The following is an 18634-nucleotide window of genomic DNA, read 5'->3' on the forward strand; positions in this document are numbered from 1 at the left end:
AAACGGCACGCGGACGTAGCTCAGTTGGTAGAGCGCAACCTTGCCAAGGTTGAGGTCGCCAGTTCGAACCTGGTCGTCCGCTCGAAACGGGGGATCCCTTCCCGCCCCCGAACTCCTGGTGGAGTGGCCGAGAGGCGAGGCAACGGCCTGCAAAGCCGTCTACACGGGTTCAAATCCCGTCTCCACCTCCAAGGACGATTAGCTCAGCGGGAGAGCGCTTCCCTGACACGGAAGAGGTCACTGGTTCAATCCCAGTATCGTCCACTGGATCCGGCTGGATTCCCGCGCGATTAGCTCAGCGGGAGAGCGCTTCCCTGACACGGAAGAGGTCACTGGTTCAATCCCAGTATCGCGCACGCAGTACACGCAGGGTCACCCTGCGCGATTAGCTCAGCGGGAGAGCGCTTCCCTGACACGGAAGAGGTCACTGGTTCAATCCCAGTATCGCGCACAGCCCGAAGCCCCCGGCCTTCCCGGCCGGGGGCTTCGTCGTGCCTGCCGCTGGTTCAGGACGAGAAGAGCATCCGGCCGAAGCCCTTCTGACGGTGGTGCCCGCCGTGGCCACCGTGGTGGCCGCCGTGCGGCGCGCCCCACGCCGGAGCCGGCGCCCCCTGGGCGGGGTAGCCACCGGGCGCCGCGGGCGGCGGCGGGGCCTGCTGTCCCCACTGCGCCTCAAGACGGGTGAGGGACTCCAGCTCGCCGTAGTCGAGGAAGATCCCACGGCACCCGCTGCACTGCTCTATCTGGACACCGTTGCGGTTGTAGGTGTGCATCGCTGCGTGACACTTGGGGCACTGCATTGATCGGCTCAGCTCCTCGCCGTTCGGTCGGCATCGCCGGAATGCCTCCCGGCGACGGTCCGTTCACCTTACGACGAGGGCCCGGCCGCCAACTCCCCAGGGAGTGTGGCAATTCGGGCACAGGTCTCGATCATCGTCTCCTCCACCTCGTCCAGGTCACGGCCCTCCTCGGTCGACTTGGCGAGGGCCAGGGCGGCGGTCTGGACGGTGAGGACGCGGGCGGGGATGTCGAGCCGGGGCCAGGGGTCGCCGTCGGGCGGTACGGCGCAGCCGCCCGCCGACCGGTAGGCGCCGAGGAAGCGCCGCCACTCGTCGGGGGCCAGCAGTCCCGCCGCGTACCAGGCGGCCGGGCGGGCCAAGTCCCAGGCGGCGTCGCCGAGTCCGAGGTCGTCCACGTCGATCAGCAGCCAGGGGCCGTCCGGTACGGGGTGCCGTACGAGCTGGCCCAGATGCAGGTCCCCGTGGCAGAGCGACCCGCCTTCGGGGGCGGGGGCCTCGCCCCTGGCCCAGGCGGGCAGACCGGCCCAGGCGCGCTCCACGTCGCCGGCGGCCGGGTGACGTCGGACCGCCCGCATCCGGGAGAGGGCCTGGGCGGCCTTGAGGGGGCCGCGCGTGGGCGGGACGTCCAACGGGGCGAGGGCGACGGGATCCACGGCGTGCAGCCGGGCCAGCAGGGTCGCCGCCTGCTCCCAGGGCGCGTCGTCGGGGCGGTCCGGGTCGACGGGGGCGCCGTAGGGCCAGGCGGTGACGGGCCGGCCAGCGACGTGCGGGGTGGCTGCGGGGAGCGGTGGCAGCAGGATGCCGGCGAGCAGCGGATGGGCCGCGAGGGCGAGCCTGGCGCGGTGTCCCGCGAGGTCGGTGGCGGGCGCGTGGGCCTTGGCGACGGCGGAGCCGTGCCGTACGACCGTGGCGTCCGGGCGGTCGGCCAGGACGGTCTCGTCGCGTCCGCAGGCGCGGCAGGGGCGAGGAGGTACCGCGGCCGACCCCGGGGGCGGGTTTCCGTGGTCGGGGTGGGCTGCGTGCCGGGCGGTGGCGGTGAGCGCGCGCACGACGGAGGCGGCCGTGCCCTTGGCGCCGGTCGCGGATGAGCTCACGGTGGTGTCCGTCCCCCGATGCGTTGTGTTCCAGCCGGGAGCTTACGCGCGGGGCCGGCCCACGGCAGGTCCCGTCGGACGGTCCGAAACGGGTCCGGACAGCGCGATGGCCGGTCAGCTCCCCAGCTGACCGGCCAAACGCTGCCGTCCGCCGCACCCCCGTCCCCACGGGGTTGTTGGCCGGATGTCTACGGTTCGGGCCGCTCTCCCGAACCTGGGGCGCCGCTCAGCGCCCCAGCATCACGCCCACGGACGACGCTTGTGTGACCACTGCGTCCCAGCCGCCGAAGACGACGACCAGCAGGGCCGCGAGAGGAAGGACCATGGCGGTGGCCACCAGGGGGTGGCGCGGACCGGAACTCCGCCCGCCGAACGCGTCGAACGCCCCGCGTCCCTGTGTGCGGGTCATCGCTCGCGATGCCGTGTCGGCCATGGTCCTTCTCCCGTCGATTCTGGCAGCGGCGAGTGTCTGACCTCGGGGGACGAGTGCTGCACTCGCCGCTTGACAACAACATTAGGTAGGCGCCGTGCCTGGGTCGTCATGCCCGCGTACCGATTGGCGGGCCTCCCGGAGGATGACCGGTACCCCCGCCGCGTACTCCCCTGGGTGGAGAGGGGGCGCTAGGCCTTGGGGTCTTCCCTGAGGGGACGCTCCGAGAGGTCCTCCCTGGGGACCGGCTGCTCCACCAGAGCGAGCACGCGCGTGGCCATGAATCGCGCCGTCCGCACCACCGAACCGTTGCGGGTGACTTCACTCACTTCCACCACTCCTCGACGCACCGCCGTCTCCACCCGGCGGCCTGCCCGACTTGCCACGACTTCGTACGTACGCGTCGTGTCACCCGCGTCCACCACTATCTCCACGCGGTCGCCCTTCATTGATCCAATCCCCCTTCTGCGACGGACCTTTGAGATCTCGCACGGGCCCGAAGACCTTGGATCCACGGTCTCCTGACCACCTTTCAAGTTTCTCACCCGGCACTGACAATCGATCCGTCCGTGAGGGCGCGGCCTATGAGCGCCCCGGGGCGCGGGTACGTAAGCTGTGCCACGTCACACGGACGACCGGGCAGCGGGGATGGACATGGCGATGATGCGGCTCCGGCGCGAGGACCCGCGTGTCGTCGGTTCGTTCAGGCTTCACCGGCGGCTGGGCCAGGGCGGCATGGGTGTCGTCTATCTGGGGTCCGACCGGCGTGGGCAGCGGGTCGCCCTGAAGGTGATCAGGCCCGATCTCGCCGAGGACCAGGAGTTCCGCTCGCGGTTCGCCCGCGAGGTCTCGGCGGCCCGCCGTATCCGCGGGGGCTGTACGGCCCGGCTGGTGGCCGCCGATCTCGACGCGGACCGGCCGTGGTTCGCCACCCAGTACGTCCCGGGGCCCTCCCTGCACGACAAGGTCGCCGAGGACGGGCCGCTGTCCGCCGCCGAGGTCGCCTCCGTGGGAGCCTCGCTCTCCGAGGGGCTGCTGGCGGTGCACGAGGCCGGGGTGGTCCACCGCGATCTGAAGCCGTCGAACATCCTGCTCTCCCCCAAGGGCCCGCGCATCATCGACTTCGGGATCGCCTGGGCGACCGGCGCGAGCACGCTCACCCACGTCGGTACGGCGGTGGGGTCGCCGGGCTTCCTGGCGCCCGAGCAGGTGCGCGGCGCGGCGGTGACCCCGGCGACCGACGTCTTCGCGCTCGGCGCCACGCTGGCCTATGCCGCGACCGCCGACTCGCCCTTCGGGCACGGCAGTTCGGAGGTCATGCTCTACCGGGTGGTGCACGAGGAGGCCCAGCTGTACGGGGTCCCGGACGCCCTCGCGCCGCTGGTGCGGGCGTGCCTGGCCAAGGATCCCGAGGAGCGGCCGAGCACGCTCCAGCTGTCGATGCGGCTGAAGGAGATCGCGGCGCGGGAGGCACAGGGGCTGCCGGACGGACGGCCGCCCGTACAGCGGGAGCGCAACGGGCACGACGTGCCGACGGGCCGGATCCCGGAGCGCACGGCGAGGATGCCGGGACGCGCCGAGCGGGCGGAGCGGCTGGACCGTACGGACCGGTCCACCCAGGGGCGTGCGGCGAACGGGCACGAGTCCCGGACGCCCGGCGGGCGTGGTCCGGCGCCGCGCACGGGCGGCGGGCGTGCCCCGCGGCCCCGTGAGGGCTCGCCCCGTACCGGCTCACGGACCGGCGGCCGTCCGGGCAGCAGGCCCGGGGCGCGTACGACGTCGGGCGGACGGGGCGGACGCAGACCGGCCAATCCGCGGCTGCTGCGCCAGCGGCTGATCGTCTTCGTGGTGGTGACGCTGATCGTCGCGCTGGGGATCGCGGCGGCGCAGCAGTTGTAGGAAGTGCTCCGAGCCGGACACTTCGAGCCGGATCAGCCCCGTGGGCGTGTCATGTAGAAGGCGACGGCCGAGGTGGCGGCGACGTTGAGGGAGTCGACCCCGGCGTCCATCGGGATGCTCACCCGCAGGTCGGCCGCGGCGAGGGCGCCGGCGGTCAGTCCGTCGCCCTCCGTACCGAAGAGGAGCGCGAGCCGCTCGTCGCGGCGGTCGGCGAGCTCGTCGAGGGTGATCGACCTCTCGTCCAGACAGAGGGCGGCGGTGACGAATCCCGCCTCGCGCAGCAGGCCGGCGTCGCCCGGCCAGGATTCCAGCCGGGTCCAGGGGACCTGGAGGACCGCTCCCATCGAGACCTTCACGGCACGGCGGTAGAGCGGGTCGGCGCACCGTGGGGTGAGCAGGACGGCGTCGACGCCGAGCGCGGCGGCGTTACGGAAGGCGGCGCCGAGGTTGGCGTGGTCGACCATGTCCTCGAAGACGGCGGCGCGGCGGGCCGTACGCAGCAGGCCGGCGGGCGGCGGCAGGGGTCTGCGGTGCATGGCGGCGAGGGCGCCGCGGTGGACGTGGTAGCCGGTGACGCGTTCGGCGAGGTCGGGGGCGACCTCGTAGACGGGCGCGGTGCTGTCCTCGATGACGTCGCGCATGACCTCGGTCCACTTGGCCGTCAGGAGCATCGACCGCATCTCGTAACCGGCCGCCACGGCACGGCGGATGACCTTCTCGCCCTCGGCGATGAACAGGCCCTCGGCGGGCTCGCGGCGGCGGCGGAGTTCGACGTCCGTGAGGTCGGTGTAGTCGGCGAGACGGGGGTCGGCGGAGCCGTCGGGGGCCGCTTCGACGGTGACGATCTCAGCCATGGCCGGTCCCGTCGCCGCCTCCGGGGCCGAGCGCGACCACGTCGCCGACGACGATGACGGCCGGGGGCCGTACGTCCTGAGTACGGACGGCTTCGGCGGCCGTCTCCAGGGTGGCGTCGACCCGCCGCTGAGCCGCCGTGGTGCCTTCCTGGATCAGCGCCACGGGGGTGGCGGGCGACCGGCCGTGGGCGATGAGCGTCAGGGCGATCGCGCCGATCTTGTCGACCGCCATCAGCAGGACGAGCGTGCCGCGCAGCCGGGCCAGTGCCGGCCAGTCGACCAGGGAGCGCGGGTCCTCGGGGGCGACATGGCCGCTGACGACCGTGAACTCGTGCGCCACGCCCCGGTGCGTGACGGGGATGCCCACCGCGCCGGGGACGCTGATGGAGCTGGAGATGCCGGGGACGACGGTGCAGGCGATGCCGGCCTCGGCGAGCGCCTGCGCCTCCTCCATGCCGCGGCCGAAGACGAAGGGGTCGCCGCCCTTGAGCCGTACGACCGCCTTGCCCGCCTTGGCGTGCTCGATCAGCGCGTTGTTGATCGCCTCCTGGGCCATGTAGCGGCCGTAGGGGATCTTGGCGGCGTCGATCACCTCGACGTGCGGCGGGAGTTCGTCGAGGAGGTCGCGGGGGCCGAGGCGGTCGGCGATGACGACGTCGGCCTCGGCGAGGAGTCGCCGGCCGCGGACGGTGATCAGCTCCGGGTCGCCGGGGCCGCCGCCGACGAGGGCGACGCCGGGGGTCCTGGTGCGGTGGCGGGGTGCGACGAGGGTGCCGTCGCGCAGGCCCTCGACGACGGCGTCACGCACGGCCGCGGAGCGCCGGGGGTCGCGCCCGGTCAGGACGGCGACGGTGACGCCTTCGCTGCGGCCGGTGGCCGGGGTCCAGGCGGTGGCGGCCTCGGCGTCGTCGCTCCGTACGCACCAGGTCCTGTTCCGCTCGGCCTCGGCGGAGGCGCGGGAGTTGGCCTCGGGGTCGCTGGAGGCGACCAGGACGTACCAGGCGTCGCCCAGGTCGCCGTCGGCGTACGGGCGGCGCTCCCAGCGGAGCTCGCCGGCGTCGGCCATGGCTTCCACGGAGGGGGTCGCGGACGGTGACACGAGCACGATGTCCGCGCCGGTCGCGATGAGGGCCGGCAGCCGGCGCTGGGCGACCTGCCCGCCTCCGACGACGACGACGCGCCGCCCGGCGAGACGGAGGCCTACGGGGTAGGCGGGCTGCTCGGGCATGGCGCGGCGGGCTCCTCTGGGGGCGGGGAAAGGTGCTGGTGGGGTGGGGTCAGTTTAGTGCGGGGCGTGTGGAGGCGACGGAGGAGGCCCTTCCCCTGCCCGCGCCACCGCGCGACCGTGGCTCCGCCCCGGACCCCGCCCGGCCTTCGGCCGTGCCCCCGAACGCCGGGCGGGCTGGGTTCGGGGCCGGGGTCGCGGTTACTTCTCCGTCACTCCCGCCGAGTCGAACGTCGCCACCTCGTGCATCGCTCGCGCCGCGCTCTGCACCACGGGCAGTGCCAGCAGCGCGCCCGTGCCCTCGCCGAGGCGGAGGTCCAGGTCGACCAGGGGGCGCAGGCCCAGCTTGTTGAGTGCCGCCACATGGCCCGGTTCGGCGCTGCGGTGGCCCGCGATGCAGGCTGCCAGTGCCTCGGGGGCGATGGCGCGTGCGACGAGGGCGGCGGCTCCGGCGCTCACGCCGTCGAGGATCACCGGCGTACGCAGCGAGGCGCCGCCCAGCAGGAAGCCGACGAGCGCGGCCTGCTCCAGGCCGCCGAAGGCCGCGAGGACCCCGATGGGGTCGGCCGGGTCGGGGCGGTGGAATTCGAGTCCGCGCCGGACGACGTCGATCTTGCGCGCGTGCATCTCGTCGTTGATGCCCGTGCCCCGCCCGGTGACCTCGGACGGGTCCAGGTCCGTGTAGACCGAGATGAGCGCCGCGCACGCCGTGGTGTTCGCGATGCCCATCTCGCCGGTGAGCAGGCCCTTGTTGCCCGCCGCCACCAGGTCGCGGGCGGTCTCGATGCCCACGTCGATCGCGGCCAGCACCTCTTCGCGGGTCAGCGCGGGACCGGTGGTGAAGTCGGCCGTGCCCGCGCGGACCTTGCGCGGCAACAGGCCGGGGGTGGCGGGCAGTTCGCCCGCGACACCCACGTCGATGACACAGACCTCCGCGCCGACCTGATTGGCGAAGGCGTTGCAGACCGCCCCGCCGCCGAGGAAGTTGGCGACCATCTGCGCCGTCACCTCCTGGGGCCAGTGGGTGACGCCCTGCGCGTGCACACCGTGGTCGCCGGCGAAGACCGCGACGGCCGCGGGCTCCGGGATCGGCGGCGGGCACATCCGGGAGAGACCGCTGAGCTGCGCGGAGATGATCTCCAGCATCCCGAGCGCCCCCGCGGGCTTGGTCATCCGCTTCTGCCGCTCCCACGCCTCACCGAGCGCCTTGGCGTCGAGCGGGCGGATACCGGCGATGGTCTCCTTCAGGAGGTCGTGCGGCTCCTCTCCGGGCAGGGCCCGGCGGCCGTACGTCTCCTCGTGGACGACCCAGGAGAGCGGGCGGCGCTTGGACCAGCCCGCCTGTGTCAGTTCGGGCTCCTCGGGGAACTCGTCGACGTACCCGACGCAGAGATACGCCACGACGTCCAGGTGCTCGGGGAGGCCGAGCGCGCGCACCATCTCGCGCTCGTCGAAGAAGCTGACCCAGCCGACGCCGAGCCCCTCGGCGCGGGCGGCCAGCCACAGGTTCTCGACGGCGAGGGCGGAGGAGTACGGCGCCATCTGCGGCTGCGTGTGGCGGCCGAGGGTGTGCCGGCCGCCGCGGGTGGGGTCGGCCGTGACGACGATGTTCACGGGGGTGTCGAGGATGGCCTCGATCTTCAGTTCCTTGAACTGCTTGGCCCGGCCCTTGGGGAGCGACTTGGCGAACGCGTCGCGCTGGCGCTGCGCCAGTTCGTGCATCGTCTGGCGGGTCTCGGCGGACCGGATGACCACGAAGTCCCAGGGCTGCGAGTGGCCGACGCTGGGGGCCGTGTGCGCGGCCTCCAGGACGCGCAGCAGCACCTCGTGCGGGATCGGGTCGGAGCGGAAGCCGTTGCGGATGTCGCGGCGTTCGCGCATGACGCGCAGGACGGCCTCGCGCTCGGCGTCGTCGTAGCCGGGGGCGGGAGGCGACGCTTCGTCGGCGACGGCCGGGAGCGGCTCGGGCGCGGCGTCGATAACGGGCGCGGGCTCGGGGGCCGGGGCGGGCTCGGGGGCGGGGAGGGGCTCGGCTTCGGCGATCGGCTCGGGCGTGGGCGACGGCTCGGGCGCCGGCGCCGCCTCGGGCTGCTCCACGACCACCGCGACCGGTACGGGCTCCGGCTCCGGCTCCGCCGGCACGGGCGCAGGCTGTACGAGCTCGGGCTGTACGAGTTCCGGATGTACGGGCTCTGGCTGTACGGATTCGGGCTCGGGTCCCGTCTCGGCGACCGGTGACGGCTCGGCCGGCGCGGGCTCCACAGAGGCCGCACCGGGCAGCGCTATCGGCTCGCGCTTCTCCTCGGCCTCGACCGGCTCGACGACCGGGGTCTCCTCGACCACCGCCACGACCGGAACGGGTTCCTCCGCCACCGGCGCGGGAGTCGGCTCCGCCTCGGGCTGCTCGGCCACCGGCTCCGGGACCGGCTCCGGGGCGAACTCCGGTACGGAATCCTGCACGACCGTTTCCGCGGCGGGCTCGGGAACCGCCTCCTCCGCCACCACCGGTGGTTCGGGGGCCACTTCGGCGACCACGTCGGCCACGGCGACGGCGACCTCCGCGGCCTCCGCCACCGGAGTCTGCGACTGGGGCGGCGGCGCGCCCCACGGGTCCGCGCCCTGCGCGGGGATCGCGCCGAGCTGCGGTCCCGGCAGCGCGCCCGCCTCCTCGCGCGGGACGTCCAGATACTCGGGGCCCGTGGTCTGCGGGCCCTGGGCCCGTGCCCGAACCGGGGTCGACGGAGTGGTCCTGGGTCCCCGGTCGGCGAGCGAACGCACCACGCCACCCGTGGAGTCGGGAATGGGCGGGCCCATGTGCAGGGGTCGGCGCGCGGGCGGCGGAGTGGGGGCGGCGGTGGCGGTCGCGGCCCGTACGGCCCCGAGGTCCACGGAGCCCGAGTCGCGGCCACCGGCTTCGTGCGCGCCGGGCGGCTCGGTCACGGGAGCGGGCGCCGACGCCTGCTCCGGCGCCTCGGGAGCCGCCTGGGGCGCTTCCCGCACGGCTTCCTGGGCCGGCTCCGGCGCGGGCTCCTGGACGGGTTCCGGTGCGGGTTCCGCCACGGCCTCCGGCACGGGAGCCTCCGCGAGGGCCTCCGCCGGCGCGTACGCCTCCGGCGCCACCGCGAACTCCGCCTGCTGCGCCACGGGCTGAGCGGGCTCGGCGACCGGCTCGGGCATCCGGGCCAGATCCGGGGCGGGGTACAGGGACGGGCTCTCGGGGGCGGGCACCTGCGGGAACTCCGGAGGGGCCCCGTACGACAGTTGACCGTGCCCGAGCGAGTCGGAGTGACCCGCCCCGGGCTCGGAGTAGGCCATGGGCGGCTGCGCGAACTCCGCCTGGCCCACCTGCCGCACGCCCTGCCCGACCGCGACGGGCTGCGGCTCGGGCACGGACGCCGGCATGGCGTGAGGGACCGGCGCGACCGGCTCCGCCGGCGGCACGGGCAGCGGATCGCCCCACGCGCCCTGTGAACTCGGCATCAGCAGAAGGTCGTCGTCCTCGGGAGCACTCTCGGAGGGGCCCAGGTAGGCGTAGGAGCCGGCGGCGGGGTCGCCCGGCTGCTCCACCATGCCTGCGTTCTCCGGCTGTCCCTTGTCCGGGATCTGGCCGGTGTCAGTCATGCGTACCCCTCGCCCATTGGTTGTGCTCCTTCGGCCCTTCGACCGGGGCGCCCGATTCGGCGGCGCTTCCGGCGCCCGTCAGTGACAACGAGCGTGGGCGCCGCGCGGCACGAATCGAGCCGCGGCCCTCACGTATTCTCGCGGCCGTCCGCGGCCGACACACGGAGATCTGCGGCGGCCGTCTGTGGGCTGCGCCACGTTGCGCGACCCCCGGTGCAGCCGTACCACATGAGGGGCCAAAACACCCCCCTTTTCCGGACATTGACGAACGAAGCGACGAACGACCGGCTGCGGTACAACGATCGGTCAGCCTACCTCGCGCCTCCGACAACGGGGTCAGGGGGAGCGGTCCGGCCGCGTCCCCGAGACCAGGAAAACCACCGAGCGTTCGCGCTCCGACCAGGCCCCGGTGTCCATGTCGACGGACTGGAGGAGGACGCACTCCACGGTGTAGCCGCCCTCGCGCAGGGCCGTGCAGACGGCCTCCGCCTCGTCCCGCGTCGCCGCGTGGGTGACGATGCGCGCGGGCCTGCGGTCGGCGCAGGCGACGACGACGTCCACTCCCCCGCCGCCGATGCGTACGACGTCGGGCTCGGGCAGGTTCTCCAGGACGTGGGGCGCCCGGCCCTCCACGACTTCCAGTTGTACGCCGGCGCGCCGGGCTGCGGCGGCCGTGCTGGCGCACGCCCCGGGTTCCGCGTCGACGGCGATCACGGCCGCGCCGAAGCGCCCCGCCTCGGCGGCGAGCGCGCCGCTGCCGGAGCCGATGTCCCAGACCAGATCGCCGGTACGGGCGCCGAGCCTGGCGAGTTGGGCCGCGCGCAGCCAGGTCGACTCGCCCTCGTCGAGGTCGATGCCGTACTCCTCGGAGGGCAGTGCCCAGCCCCGTACGGCGGGCGGGAACTCGGCGTCGTGGGCCGCGATCCAGCCGCTGGTGCGGACGGGCGCGGTGCCGATGCCGCCGACGACGATCACCACGTTCGGGTCGCGCCAGACATGGTCGGCCGCCTTGTCCGAGGTCAGGACGGTGACCTGTTCCCGTTCGGTGCCCAGCTCCTCGCAGATGACGAAGGTGCGGTGAACTCCCTGGAGCAGCAGGGCGAGTTCGGCGGGCCCGGCGCCCGGGGAGGTGAGGACGGCGACTTTGGTATGCGCCCGGCACACATTGACGGCACGCCGGAGCGTGCGCTGCTGGGCCACGACCACCTGCGCGTCGTCCCAGGGCATCCCGGCGCGGGCGAAGGCCGTGGCCACGGCGGAGACCGCGGGTACGACCTCGACCTCGAGGCCGTGCTCGGGTGCGCGCAGGGTGCGCACGACACCGAAGAAGCCCGGGTCGCCGTCGGCGAGCACGACGGCGCTGCCGCGGTGTCCGGCGATCCTGCGGGCCGCGAGATCGACGCTGCCGAGCCGGACGCGTTCGGCGTCCGGCGGGATCTCCGGCAGGGCGAGATGGTGGGCGGCTCCGGCCACCAGTGTGGCGGCGGCGAGGGCGGACGTGGCCGCGGGCGCGAGGGGCGAGCCGTCCCAGCCGATCACCGTGACGCGGTCGGCCATCGTCGTCAGTCTCCCCAGAGGTCGTCAGGTCGTTTTTCCGCAGGCCGGAGCCGTGGCGGTTCGGTCGTCGTGTGTGGGGTCCGCACCGGGGCGGTGCGTGTGAGGGTACCCGCCGGCCGTCGCGCGGTCCCCCGGGGGGCCTGGCAGGACGGTCATGGCGAGGGGGGACGACGGGTTGATTCAGTTCCAGTCGGTGAAGGAGCCGTAGCCGCCCGCGTCCGCCATCTGATCGGCCACGCCTTCGAGGTCCTCGGGCAGCAGGCTCCAGACGATGAGGTCCGTACGGATGTCGATCCAGCCGCCGGACTCCGTCTGCGTGCGCGCTATCCAGGCGTTGCGCAGGACACCCTCGCTGATGCAGCCGGCCTTCTGCGCGACCTGCTGGGCCGCCGTGTTGTCGGCGGCGGTGCGCAACTCGATGCGTTCGAAGGTCTGGTCGCGGAAGAGCCACTGCGCGACGGCGAGCACCGATTCGGTGGCGTACCCCTCGCCACGCGCCCAGGGCGCGGTGATGTAGGAGATCTCGGTCGCGCGGGTGCGCCAGTTGGTGTTCTGGAGGCGCGCGAGGCCGACGAGGCGCTGGGTGAGGAACTCGGTGACGGCGAGGACCAGTCCGCGCCCCTCGGTGCGTTCCGCGGGGGCGATCGCGCGCACCCACTCCTCGGCGTCCCGGGGGCTGTACGGACAGGGAGCCGACGTCCACGCGATGACCGGTTCGTCGTTCATCATCTCGATGTGCGCCGGGATGTCCGCGTCCTCGAACGGGCGCAGCACCAGCCGCTCGGTGCTGATGGAGACGTCCGGAAAGGTGGTAGTCATGCGCAGCTCCATGCCTCAGTCCGTCGTAAATGCACAGCATGCAGCATCGGGGGAGCCCCGCACACGGCCGGGGTGTACGGGGCTCCCGCCGGAGTGGGCGCGGGGTTACGCGGGCGGACCGAAGGCGGGCAGGACTGCGCCGTTCTTGTAGGTGTCCTCGATGTACTTCTTCACCTGGGGCGAGTTGAGGAGCTTCGCGAGCTTGAGCACGCGCGGGTCCTTCTCGTTGCCCTCCTTGACGGCGAGGAAGTTGGCGTACGGGTTGTCCTCGGTCTTCTCCAGGGCCAGGGAGTCCACGGCCGGGTTGAGGTCGGCCTCGATGGCGTAGTTGCCGTTGATGACGGCGGAGTCGACGTCGTTCAGGGCACGGGGCAGGGTGGCGGCCTCCAGCTCCTTGAACTTCAGGCCCTTGTCGTCCTCGATGTCGGCCAGGGTGCCGTTGCCCTCGACGCCGTCCGCGAGCGTGATCACGTCGTTGTCGGCGAGGAGTTTCAGGGCGCGGCCCTCGTTGACGGTGTCGTTCGGGATCGCCACCGTCTGCCCGGGCTTGAGGCCGCTGAGGTCCTTGACCGTCTTGGAGTAGAGGGCGAGCGGTTCCAGGTGGACATTGACGACGGGGACGATGTGGGTGTCGTTCTTCTTGTTGAAGTCGTCGAGGTAGGGCTTGTTCTGGAAGTAGTTGGCGTCGACCTCGCCGCTCTCGGTGGCGGTGTTCGGCAGGACGTAGTCCGTGAACTCCTTGACGTCGAGCTTGAGTCCGGCGTCCGGGGCCAGTTCGTCCTTGATGAAGTTCAGGATGTCGGCGTGCGGTGTCGGGGACGCCGCGACGAGCAGGGGCTTGGACTCGTCGGCCTTGGCGCCTTCCGCCGTCTTCTCGGCGGGGTCGGACGAGGTGCCGCAGGCGGCGAGGCCGACGGCGAGGGCGGTGGTGGCCGCGGCGGCCGCGATCTTGAGGTGAGTACGCACGAAGAGTGCCTCTTTCCGGTGTTCGGTGATTCGGGCCCGGACAAGGAGTGCGGGCCGGTGGGACATCTGTGGGGGCGCGGGGGCCGGTTCAGGCCGTGCGGGTCCGGCGGGTCAGCAGCCGTACGGCGAGGTCGCCGATCAGCTGGATCACGGTGACGATCAGGATCAGCACGACGACGGTGGCGATCATGAAACCGTTCTCGAAGCGCTGGAATCCGTAGGTGACGGCCTTGGAGCCGAGCCCCTCACCGCCGACCGCGCCGGCCATGGCGGAGTAGCCGATGAGGGCGATGACGGTGGTGGTCGTGCCGGAGACGATCGAGGGCAGGGCCTGGGGCAGGAGCACCTTGCGGACGATGGTGGGGATGGAGCCGCCCATGGCCTGGACGGCTTCGACCAGGCCGTGGTCGACCTCCCGTATCGCCGTCTCGACGAGCCGGGCGAAGAACGGGATGGCGCCGATGGCGAGCGGCACGATCATGGCCGTGGGGCCGATGAAGGTGCCGACGACGAAGGTCGTGAAGGGGATCAGCGCGATCAGCAGGATGATGAACGGCAGCGAGCGGCCGATGTTCACGATCACGCCGACTACCTTGTTGACGGGGGTGTTCTGGAGCAGTCCGCCCTTGTCGGTGAGGACGAGCAGGACTCCCAGCGGCAGTCCGCCGACGACGGTGACCAGCGCCGACCAGAGCACCATGTAGAGGGTGTCGAGGGTTCCCTGGCTGAGCAGGGGCTGCATTTCGGACCAGGTCACTTGGCACCGTCCTTGGTGAGCGCGGCTTCTTCGGCGGGCCCGGCTTTCCGGGCGGGCGCGGCGTCTTCCGTGAGCGCGGCGGTCGGCGCGGTGGCGTCCTCGGCCGGCTTCACGACCTCGACCTGGAGTCCCTGTTCGCGCAGGAAGCCCATGGGGACGACGTTCTCCTCGAAGCCGCCCGGGAGTTCGATGCGCATCCGGCCGATCTGGCGGCCCCCGACGGTGTCCATGGCCGCGCCGAGAATCGATATGTCGATGTTGTAGGTGCGGGACAGCTGGGAGATGACCGGCTGGGTGGCGCTCTCGCCGTGGAAGGTGACGTCGATGACCGTGCCGCCGGGTCCGGTCCCCTCGCCGCCGACGGGGAACAGCTCGCGCGCGAGCCGTGAGCCGGGGGTGGCGAGCAGTTCGCCGACCGTGCCGGACTCGGTGATCCGCCCCTTCTCCATGAGCGCGGCCGAGTCGCAGATCGTCTTGACGACCTCCATCTCGTGCGTGATCAGCAGGATGGTGAGGCCGAGCTGCCGGTTGATGTCGCGCAGCAGTCCCAGGATCGAGCGGGTGGTCTCGGGGTCGAGCGCGCTCGTCGCCTCGTCCGAGAGCAGCACCTTCGGGCTGCCGGCCAGGGCGCGCGCGATGCCGACGCGCTGCTTCTGACCGCCGGAGAGCTGGGCCGGGTAGGCCTTGGCCTTGTCGGCGAGACCGACGAGTTCGAGCAGTTCCAGCGCCCTGAGGGATCGATTCCGCGCGGAGTGGCCGAGGATCTCCAGCGGCAGTTCGATGTTGTCCTGGACGGTGCGCGACGAGAGCAGGTTGAAGTGCTGGAAGACCATGCCGATCGAGCTCCGCGCGCGCCGCAGCTCCCTGCCCGCCCGTCGGCCGCGCCCGGCGAGCGCGGTCAGATCGGTTCCGTCGACGCTCACGGTGCCGGCGGTGGGCCGTTCGAGGAGGTTGACGCAGCGGATGAGCGAGGACTTCCCGGCGCCGCTGCGGCCGACGACTCCGAAGACCTCGCCCTCGCGTACGCGCAGGTCGACGCCGTCGAGAGCGGTGATCTCAGGGCCGTGCGACCGGCCGGACCGGTAGACCTTGGTCAGGCCTGTAGTGGTGATCACTGGCGATTCCGTCACTGTCGGGTGCGCGGCGCGACGGCCGGGCGGGGCAGGGGGAGTCCGGAGCGGTCCGACAGGACGCGGCGCGACACGGCACGGCGGCTCGCGGCGGCGCGGGGCCGTTCACGGGTGCCGCGGTGGGTGGCCGTGCGGCGCTGCCGAGGGGCGCACGTGGTCCGGGTGCGTGACGTACGGGAGGTACGGACACAACCGGGGCCGTGGCGTCGCGGTCTGTCGGCTCTCGCTTCGGGGCGCGAGGCTCAGGCAGGGGCCCTCAGCGGGCGCACATTCGACACAGACAACGAACACCGGGCGTCATGGTCGCCTCGGTCGCAAGGGTGCGGCTGTTCGTCGTGGTCATGTCGGTAAGTAAAGCAGACGTATATCCGGGCTCCGGCCGCCTGTCCGGATACCGGACGCCGCTCGCGGTCCCGTCGACCGTCGACGTCACCTCTCTGACCTGCACGGACGCGGGTCGACCACCGTCGACGCACGAGTGGAGACCGGCTCCGGACCGTTGTGGGCTGTGGCCAAGACCACGGTCTTCCGCGACCCGCCCGCCAGGGGCGACAGCGCCGGGCTTCTCGGGCCGTAATACTCTCGACGGCATGCTTGTCGCCCTGACGGTCGCGGTCTCCGTGGCCGCCCTCCTCCTCGCCGCCTGGTGCGGATACGCCGCGTACCGCGACCAGCCCACCAAGGACTGGCATTTCATGGGCATGGCGGCGGTCACGGTGCTGGCGTTCGTCCAACTGGTGGTCGGCATCGTCCAGTTGGCGCGTGGCGAGGAGCCGGCGGACAGCTCGGTGATCTTCGTCTCGTATCTGATCGGCGCGTTCGCGGCCGTACCGGCCGCCGGATTCCTGTCCCTGGCCGAGCGGACCCGCTGGGGTTCGGCGACGGTCTCGGCGGGCGCCGTCGTCCTCGCCGTACTCGAAGTGCGTCTGTACGACATCTGGGGAGGCTGACCGTGGTGACCGGGACCGGTGCCGGAGTGGGCACCGACGAGCGGCCGGCGGGGCGGACCAGACTGGTCCAGGGGCCCGGGCTGCTACTCGTCTGGCTGTACGGGGTGATGTCGGTCGGCGCGGCGTCGCGGACCGCCTTCGAGATCTCCACCAAGTTCGACCGGGCACCGCTGGCCTACACGCTCTCGGGCGTCGCGGCCGCCGTGTACGTGTTCATCACCTACACGCTGGTACGCGGCGGCGAGACGGCGCGGAAGGTGGCACTGGTCTGCTGCGCGGGCGAACTCGTCGGCGTGCTCACCGTCGGGACCTGGACGATCGTCGACCCCTCGGCCTTCCCCGACGCGACGGTCTGGTCCGGGTTCGGCTGGGGGTATCTCTTCATTCCCGTGCTGCTGCCGGTCACGGGGATGCTGTGGCTGCGCAGGTCCCGACGGGGTTGAGCGGTCGGCCGCCGTACGTCAGGCGCTGGCGGCGAAGGCTCCGGTGGCCGCTTCCTTCTCCAGCGTCACGAGCGTGAGACCGGGACCGGTCGGCTCGCTGGCCACCGGCGCGTACCCCTTGCTCCGGTACAGCCGCAGATTGCCCTCGCTGCGGTGCCCGGTGAAGAGCTGGAAGCGCTTGGCGGCCTCGTCGCCGGCGAAGCTTCCCTCGATGGCGTCGAGCAGCCGGCCGCCGAGACCGTGGTGCCGCATCCTCGGGTGGACGATGAGCTTGCCGATCCTGGCCGTGCCCGCGGCGTCGACCTCGCCCCGCACGGAGGCCACGACTTCGCCGCCGAGCTTGGCCACGAGCGCGTGACCGCGGGCGATCTCTTCCTTGAGGTCGTCAAGGGTCTGGGTCAACGGTTCGATGGTGTAGTCACCGTAGAGCTCCGCCTCGCTCTGGTAACACAGGTACTGAAGCTTGAGGATGTGTTCCGCGTCCTGTGCACTCGCTGCTGAGATGGTCACGCTCATGCCCATGTGTGCATGCCTCCCGCTCACCTGCTGCCGCCGGTTGTCTACCGCTCCTTTCCCCGGAGTTCAGGAGCTACAACCTCTGTGATGAGCATTCTGCCCAGGCATCACAGGCATCGGGAACGCGCTGACCCTAAACCCACCTGTGAGATACCCAACTCTCCTGCGTTTTGCAGGGTGGTGGGGCCGCCGGACAGTAACTTCCCAGCCGTCGCGGCGGGATGGGGGCGAGGTGTACGTTCTGGCCTCTCACGCCCAACTCGGCGTCCACGGCGCGTGGTTGTGCCCCGGCCGGACACATCCGGCCGGGGCACACCATCGGGCTCGGCGGTAACTCTCCGCGTCGGCCCCTGTCCTCGATTCCCGAGGTCAGTTCCTGTTGAAGTCGGCGGCGGCCAGCAGCCCCGTGTCGGGGTTGTCGGTGAAGATGCCGTCGATGCCCTGCTCGAAGTAGACCTTGAAGGCCCCGAAGGCGTCGCCGTACGCGTTGGGGTCCGTACCGACCCGGAAGTCGGCCGGCAGGAAGCTGTTCTCGTTCCGCATCGTGTACGGGTGCAGGATCAGGCCCTTGTCGTGGGCGTCACGCACCAGCGTGGTCGGCTTGCCCAGCTTGCCGGCCGTGTCCCGCGGAATGATCAGGTCCACCCACGGGCCGATGCCCTGCGCGAAGGACGCGATCCACTTCAGCCCCTTGGGCGTGATCAGGTCGGCCACGAAACGCGGGTCGCCCGACTGCTTGAAGTCCCACGGCTGCGTGTTCGCGGCGTCGAACAGCACGACGCGCGGCGTCGAGACGAGCTTGGCCATGCGCTGCATGCTGGTGGGCTCGAACGACTGGAGGAAGAGCGGCGAGTCACGGCGGTCCCGGCCGTAGCGGCGCAGCAGCTTCGCGAGCCGCTCCTCCAGGCCGAGGCCGATGCCCCGGAAGTAGGTGGGGTGCTTCGTCTCGACGTACAGCCATACGGGCTCGCCCCGGCGGCGCCCCTCCTCGTCGGCCCAGCGCAGCACCTCCTCGAAGGTGGGGATCTCCCAGCGGCCGTTGTAGAGGGTGCTGTGCGGACGGGACTGCGGGATGCGCTCCTTGGCGCGCAGCGTCTTCAGCTCGGCGAGCGTGAAGTCCTCGGTGAACCAGCCGGTGAGGCTGACGCCGTCGACGCTCTTGGTGGTCTTGCGCCCGGCGAACTCCGGGTGGTCGGCGACGTCCGTGGTGCCCGTGATGTCGTTCTCGTGACGGCAGACGAGGTGCCCGTCCTTGGTGGGCACGAGGTCCTGCTCGATCACGTGCGCGCCGAGGTCGAGCGCGAGCTGGTACGAACCGAGCGTGTGCTCGGGGCGGTAGCCGCTGGCACCGCGGTGTCCGACGATCGTGGGCACGGGCAGTCTCTTCTGCGGCGGACGGTGCCCGCCGTGAGAGCCGCCCTGCGCCCCTTGCGCCGCGCCGGCGGTACCGGCGGAGAGACCGAGTGCGGCCGAGCCGAGCACCGCCGCTCCGAGCACGGTCCTACGTCCCGGGATGTTCTGCGCACCCTGTGTCATGAACGCTCCTTCATGTGATGTCCATGTGCTGTCCCGC

17 protein-coding genes and 5 tRNA genes are annotated in these 18634 nt (G+C 72.1%); 8 read left to right on the plus strand and 14 right to left on the minus strand.

Annotation, left to right across the window (positions count from 1 at the left end):
* The first annotated feature begins 9 nt into the window (after positions 1-9).
* The 5 genes from ACFWU9_RS09780 to ACFWU9_RS09800 all read left to right on the plus strand — a co-directional run bounded on the left by ACFWU9_RS09780 (position 10) and on the right by ACFWU9_RS09800 (position 451).
* Positions 10-82 (plus strand) — tRNA-Gly (locus ACFWU9_RS09780).
* A 35-nt stretch (positions 83-117) separates the two neighbouring features.
* Positions 118-191 (plus strand) — tRNA-Cys (locus ACFWU9_RS09785).
* Position 192: 1 nt separating this feature from the next.
* Positions 193-264: transfer RNA gene (locus ACFWU9_RS09790), tRNA-Val, on the plus strand.
* Between the two features lie 20 nt (positions 265-284).
* Positions 285-356, plus strand: a tRNA-Val gene (locus tag ACFWU9_RS09795).
* 23 nt (positions 357-379) lie between these two features.
* Positions 380-451, plus strand: a tRNA-Val gene (locus ACFWU9_RS09800).
* Positions 452-506: 55 nt separating this feature from the next.
* Here the strand turns inward: ACFWU9_RS09800 and ACFWU9_RS09805 are convergent.
* The 4 genes from ACFWU9_RS09805 to ACFWU9_RS09820 all read right to left on the minus strand — a co-directional run bounded on the left by ACFWU9_RS09805 (position 507) and on the right by ACFWU9_RS09820 (position 2773).
* A complete protein-coding gene (locus ACFWU9_RS09805) occupies positions 507-800 on the minus strand; it encodes a zf-TFIIB domain-containing protein (RefSeq protein ID WP_384316130.1) in 294 nt (97 codons plus the stop codon).
* A gap of 68 nt (positions 801-868) precedes the next feature.
* Positions 869-1894: a phosphotransferase family protein gene (locus ACFWU9_RS09810; RefSeq protein WP_384316132.1), complete on the minus strand. Its 1026-nt coding sequence runs from the start codon at positions 1892-1894 to the stop codon at positions 869-871.
* A 226-nt stretch (positions 1895-2120) separates the two neighbouring features.
* Positions 2121-2327 carry a hypothetical protein gene (locus ACFWU9_RS09815; RefSeq protein WP_384316134.1) on the minus strand — a complete coding sequence of 69 codons (207 nt, stop codon included), beginning with the start codon at positions 2325-2327 and terminating at the stop codon, positions 2121-2123.
* 188 nt (positions 2328-2515) lie between these two features.
* Complete coding sequence (locus ACFWU9_RS09820; protein ID WP_329389828.1) at positions 2516-2773, minus strand: hypothetical protein; 258 nt, start codon at positions 2771-2773, stop codon at positions 2516-2518.
* Positions 2774-2978: 205 nt separating this feature from the next.
* On the opposite strand from ACFWU9_RS09820, the gene ACFWU9_RS09825 reads away from it, so the two are divergent.
* Positions 2979-4223 carry a protein kinase gene (locus ACFWU9_RS09825; RefSeq protein WP_384316314.1) on the plus strand — a complete coding sequence of 415 codons (1245 nt, stop codon included), beginning with the start codon at positions 2979-2981 and terminating at the stop codon, positions 4221-4223.
* Between the two features lie 32 nt (positions 4224-4255).
* On the opposite strand, the gene ACFWU9_RS09830 is transcribed toward ACFWU9_RS09825, so the two are convergent.
* The 8 genes from ACFWU9_RS09830 to ACFWU9_RS09865 all read right to left on the minus strand — a co-directional run bounded on the left by ACFWU9_RS09830 (position 4256) and on the right by ACFWU9_RS09865 (position 15137).
* Positions 4256-5077, minus strand: a complete 822-nt coding sequence (locus tag ACFWU9_RS09830) for a TrmH family RNA methyltransferase (protein WP_384316136.1) — start codon at positions 5075-5077, stop codon at positions 4256-4258.
* The gene (cobA, locus tag ACFWU9_RS09835) at positions 5070-6305 is read right to left on the minus strand and encodes a uroporphyrinogen-III C-methyltransferase (RefSeq protein WP_384316137.1); all 1236 of its coding nucleotides are present in this window, start codon (positions 6303-6305) and stop codon (positions 5070-5072) included. Before cobA ends, ACFWU9_RS09830 begins: the two co-directional genes overlap by 8 nt.
* A 198-nt stretch (positions 6306-6503) precedes the next feature.
* Entirely contained in the window at positions 6504-9923 is a 3420-nt protein-coding gene (gene cobT / locus ACFWU9_RS09840; RefSeq protein WP_384316139.1) for a nicotinate-nucleotide--dimethylbenzimidazole phosphoribosyltransferase, read from the minus strand.
* Positions 9924-10259: 336 nt separating this feature from the next.
* Positions 10260-11480 (minus strand): precorrin-6y C5,15-methyltransferase (decarboxylating) subunit CbiE, encoded by a 1221-nt coding sequence (cbiE, locus tag ACFWU9_RS09845; RefSeq protein WP_384316141.1) that lies wholly within the window; start codon positions 11478-11480, stop codon positions 10260-10262.
* A gap of 180 nt (positions 11481-11660) precedes the next feature.
* Positions 11661-12299, minus strand: coding sequence for a GNAT family N-acetyltransferase (locus tag ACFWU9_RS09850; RefSeq protein ID WP_384316142.1), 639 nt, complete (start codon positions 12297-12299; stop codon positions 11661-11663).
* Between the two features lie 105 nt (positions 12300-12404).
* Entirely contained in the window at positions 12405-13265 is an 861-nt protein-coding gene (locus ACFWU9_RS09855; RefSeq protein WP_384316144.1) for a MetQ/NlpA family ABC transporter substrate-binding protein, read from the minus strand.
* An 88-nt stretch (positions 13266-13353) separates the two neighbouring features.
* Positions 13354-14022, minus strand: coding sequence for a methionine ABC transporter permease (locus tag ACFWU9_RS09860; RefSeq protein WP_384316145.1), 669 nt, complete (start codon positions 14020-14022; stop codon positions 13354-13356).
* Positions 14019-15137, minus strand: a complete 1119-nt coding sequence (locus ACFWU9_RS09865) for a methionine ABC transporter ATP-binding protein (RefSeq protein ID WP_384316147.1) — start codon at positions 15135-15137, stop codon at positions 14019-14021. The genes ACFWU9_RS09860 and ACFWU9_RS09865 overlap by 4 nt, the downstream gene beginning before the upstream one ends.
* Before the next feature lie 605 nt (positions 15138-15742).
* Between ACFWU9_RS09865 and ACFWU9_RS09870 the strand changes: the two genes are divergently transcribed.
* The gene (locus tag ACFWU9_RS09870) at positions 15743-16102 is read left to right on the plus strand and encodes a hypothetical protein (protein ID WP_384316149.1); all 360 of its coding nucleotides are present in this window, start codon (positions 15743-15745) and stop codon (positions 16100-16102) included.
* 5 nt (positions 16103-16107) lie between these two features.
* A complete protein-coding gene (locus tag ACFWU9_RS09875) occupies positions 16108-16545 on the plus strand; it encodes a hypothetical protein (protein WP_384316151.1) in 438 nt (145 codons plus the stop codon).
* Between the two features lie 18 nt (positions 16546-16563).
* On the opposite strand, the gene ACFWU9_RS09880 is transcribed toward ACFWU9_RS09875, so the two are convergent.
* Together ACFWU9_RS09880 and ACFWU9_RS09885 are read right to left on the minus strand one after the other, a co-directional pair.
* Complete coding sequence (locus ACFWU9_RS09880; RefSeq protein WP_384316153.1) at positions 16564-17067, minus strand: GNAT family N-acetyltransferase; 504 nt, start codon at positions 17065-17067, stop codon at positions 16564-16566.
* Between the two features lie 363 nt (positions 17068-17430).
* Entirely contained in the window at positions 17431-18597 is a 1167-nt protein-coding gene (locus ACFWU9_RS09885; RefSeq protein WP_384316155.1) for a glycerophosphodiester phosphodiesterase, read from the minus strand.
* Between the last annotated feature and the right edge of the window lie 37 nt (positions 18598-18634).

Source organism: Streptomyces sp. NPDC058653, from assembly GCF_042716895.1.
In the GTDB taxonomy this organism is placed as follows: Bacteria; Actinomycetota; Actinomycetes; order Streptomycetales; family Streptomycetaceae; genus Streptomyces.

What these genes read in the sequence shown, in the direction of transcription:
- ACFWU9_RS09870 (WP_384316149.1), top strand. Translation starts at nt 15,743, where the DNA reads ATGCTTGTCGCCCTGACGGTCGCGGTCTCCGTGGCCGCCCTCCTCCTC.
- ACFWU9_RS09850 (WP_384316142.1), bottom strand. Translation starts at nt 12,299, where the DNA reads ATGACTACCACCTTTCCGGACGTCTCCATCAGCACCGAGCGGCTGGTG.
- cobA (WP_384316137.1), bottom strand. Translation starts at nt 6,305, where the DNA reads ATGCCCGAGCAGCCCGCCTACCCCGTAGGCCTCCGTCTCGCCGGGCGG.
- ACFWU9_RS09830 (WP_384316136.1), bottom strand. Translation starts at nt 5,077, where the DNA reads ATGGCTGAGATCGTCACCGTCGAAGCGGCCCCCGACGGCTCCGCCGAC.
- ACFWU9_RS09805 (WP_384316130.1), bottom strand. Translation starts at nt 800, where the DNA reads ATGCAGTGCCCCAAGTGTCACGCAGCGATGCACACCTACAACCGCAAC.
- ACFWU9_RS09820 (WP_329389828.1), bottom strand. Translation starts at nt 2,773, where the DNA reads ATGAAGGGCGACCGCGTGGAGATAGTGGTGGACGCGGGTGACACGACG.
- cobT (WP_384316139.1), bottom strand. Translation starts at nt 9,923, where the DNA reads ATGACTGACACCGGCCAGATCCCGGACAAGGGACAGCCGGAGAACGCA.
- ACFWU9_RS09825 (WP_384316314.1), top strand. Translation starts at nt 2,979, where the DNA reads ATGGCGATGATGCGGCTCCGGCGCGAGGACCCGCGTGTCGTCGGTTCG.
- ACFWU9_RS09885 (WP_384316155.1), bottom strand. Translation starts at nt 18,597, where the DNA reads ATGACACAGGGTGCGCAGAACATCCCGGGACGTAGGACCGTGCTCGGA.
- ACFWU9_RS09815 (WP_384316134.1), bottom strand. Translation starts at nt 2,327, where the DNA reads ATGGCCGACACGGCATCGCGAGCGATGACCCGCACACAGGGACGCGGG.
- ACFWU9_RS09880 (WP_384316153.1), bottom strand. Translation starts at nt 17,067, where the DNA reads ATGGGCATGAGCGTGACCATCTCAGCAGCGAGTGCACAGGACGCGGAA.
- cbiE (WP_384316141.1), bottom strand. Translation starts at nt 11,480, where the DNA reads ATGGCCGACCGCGTCACGGTGATCGGCTGGGACGGCTCGCCCCTCGCG.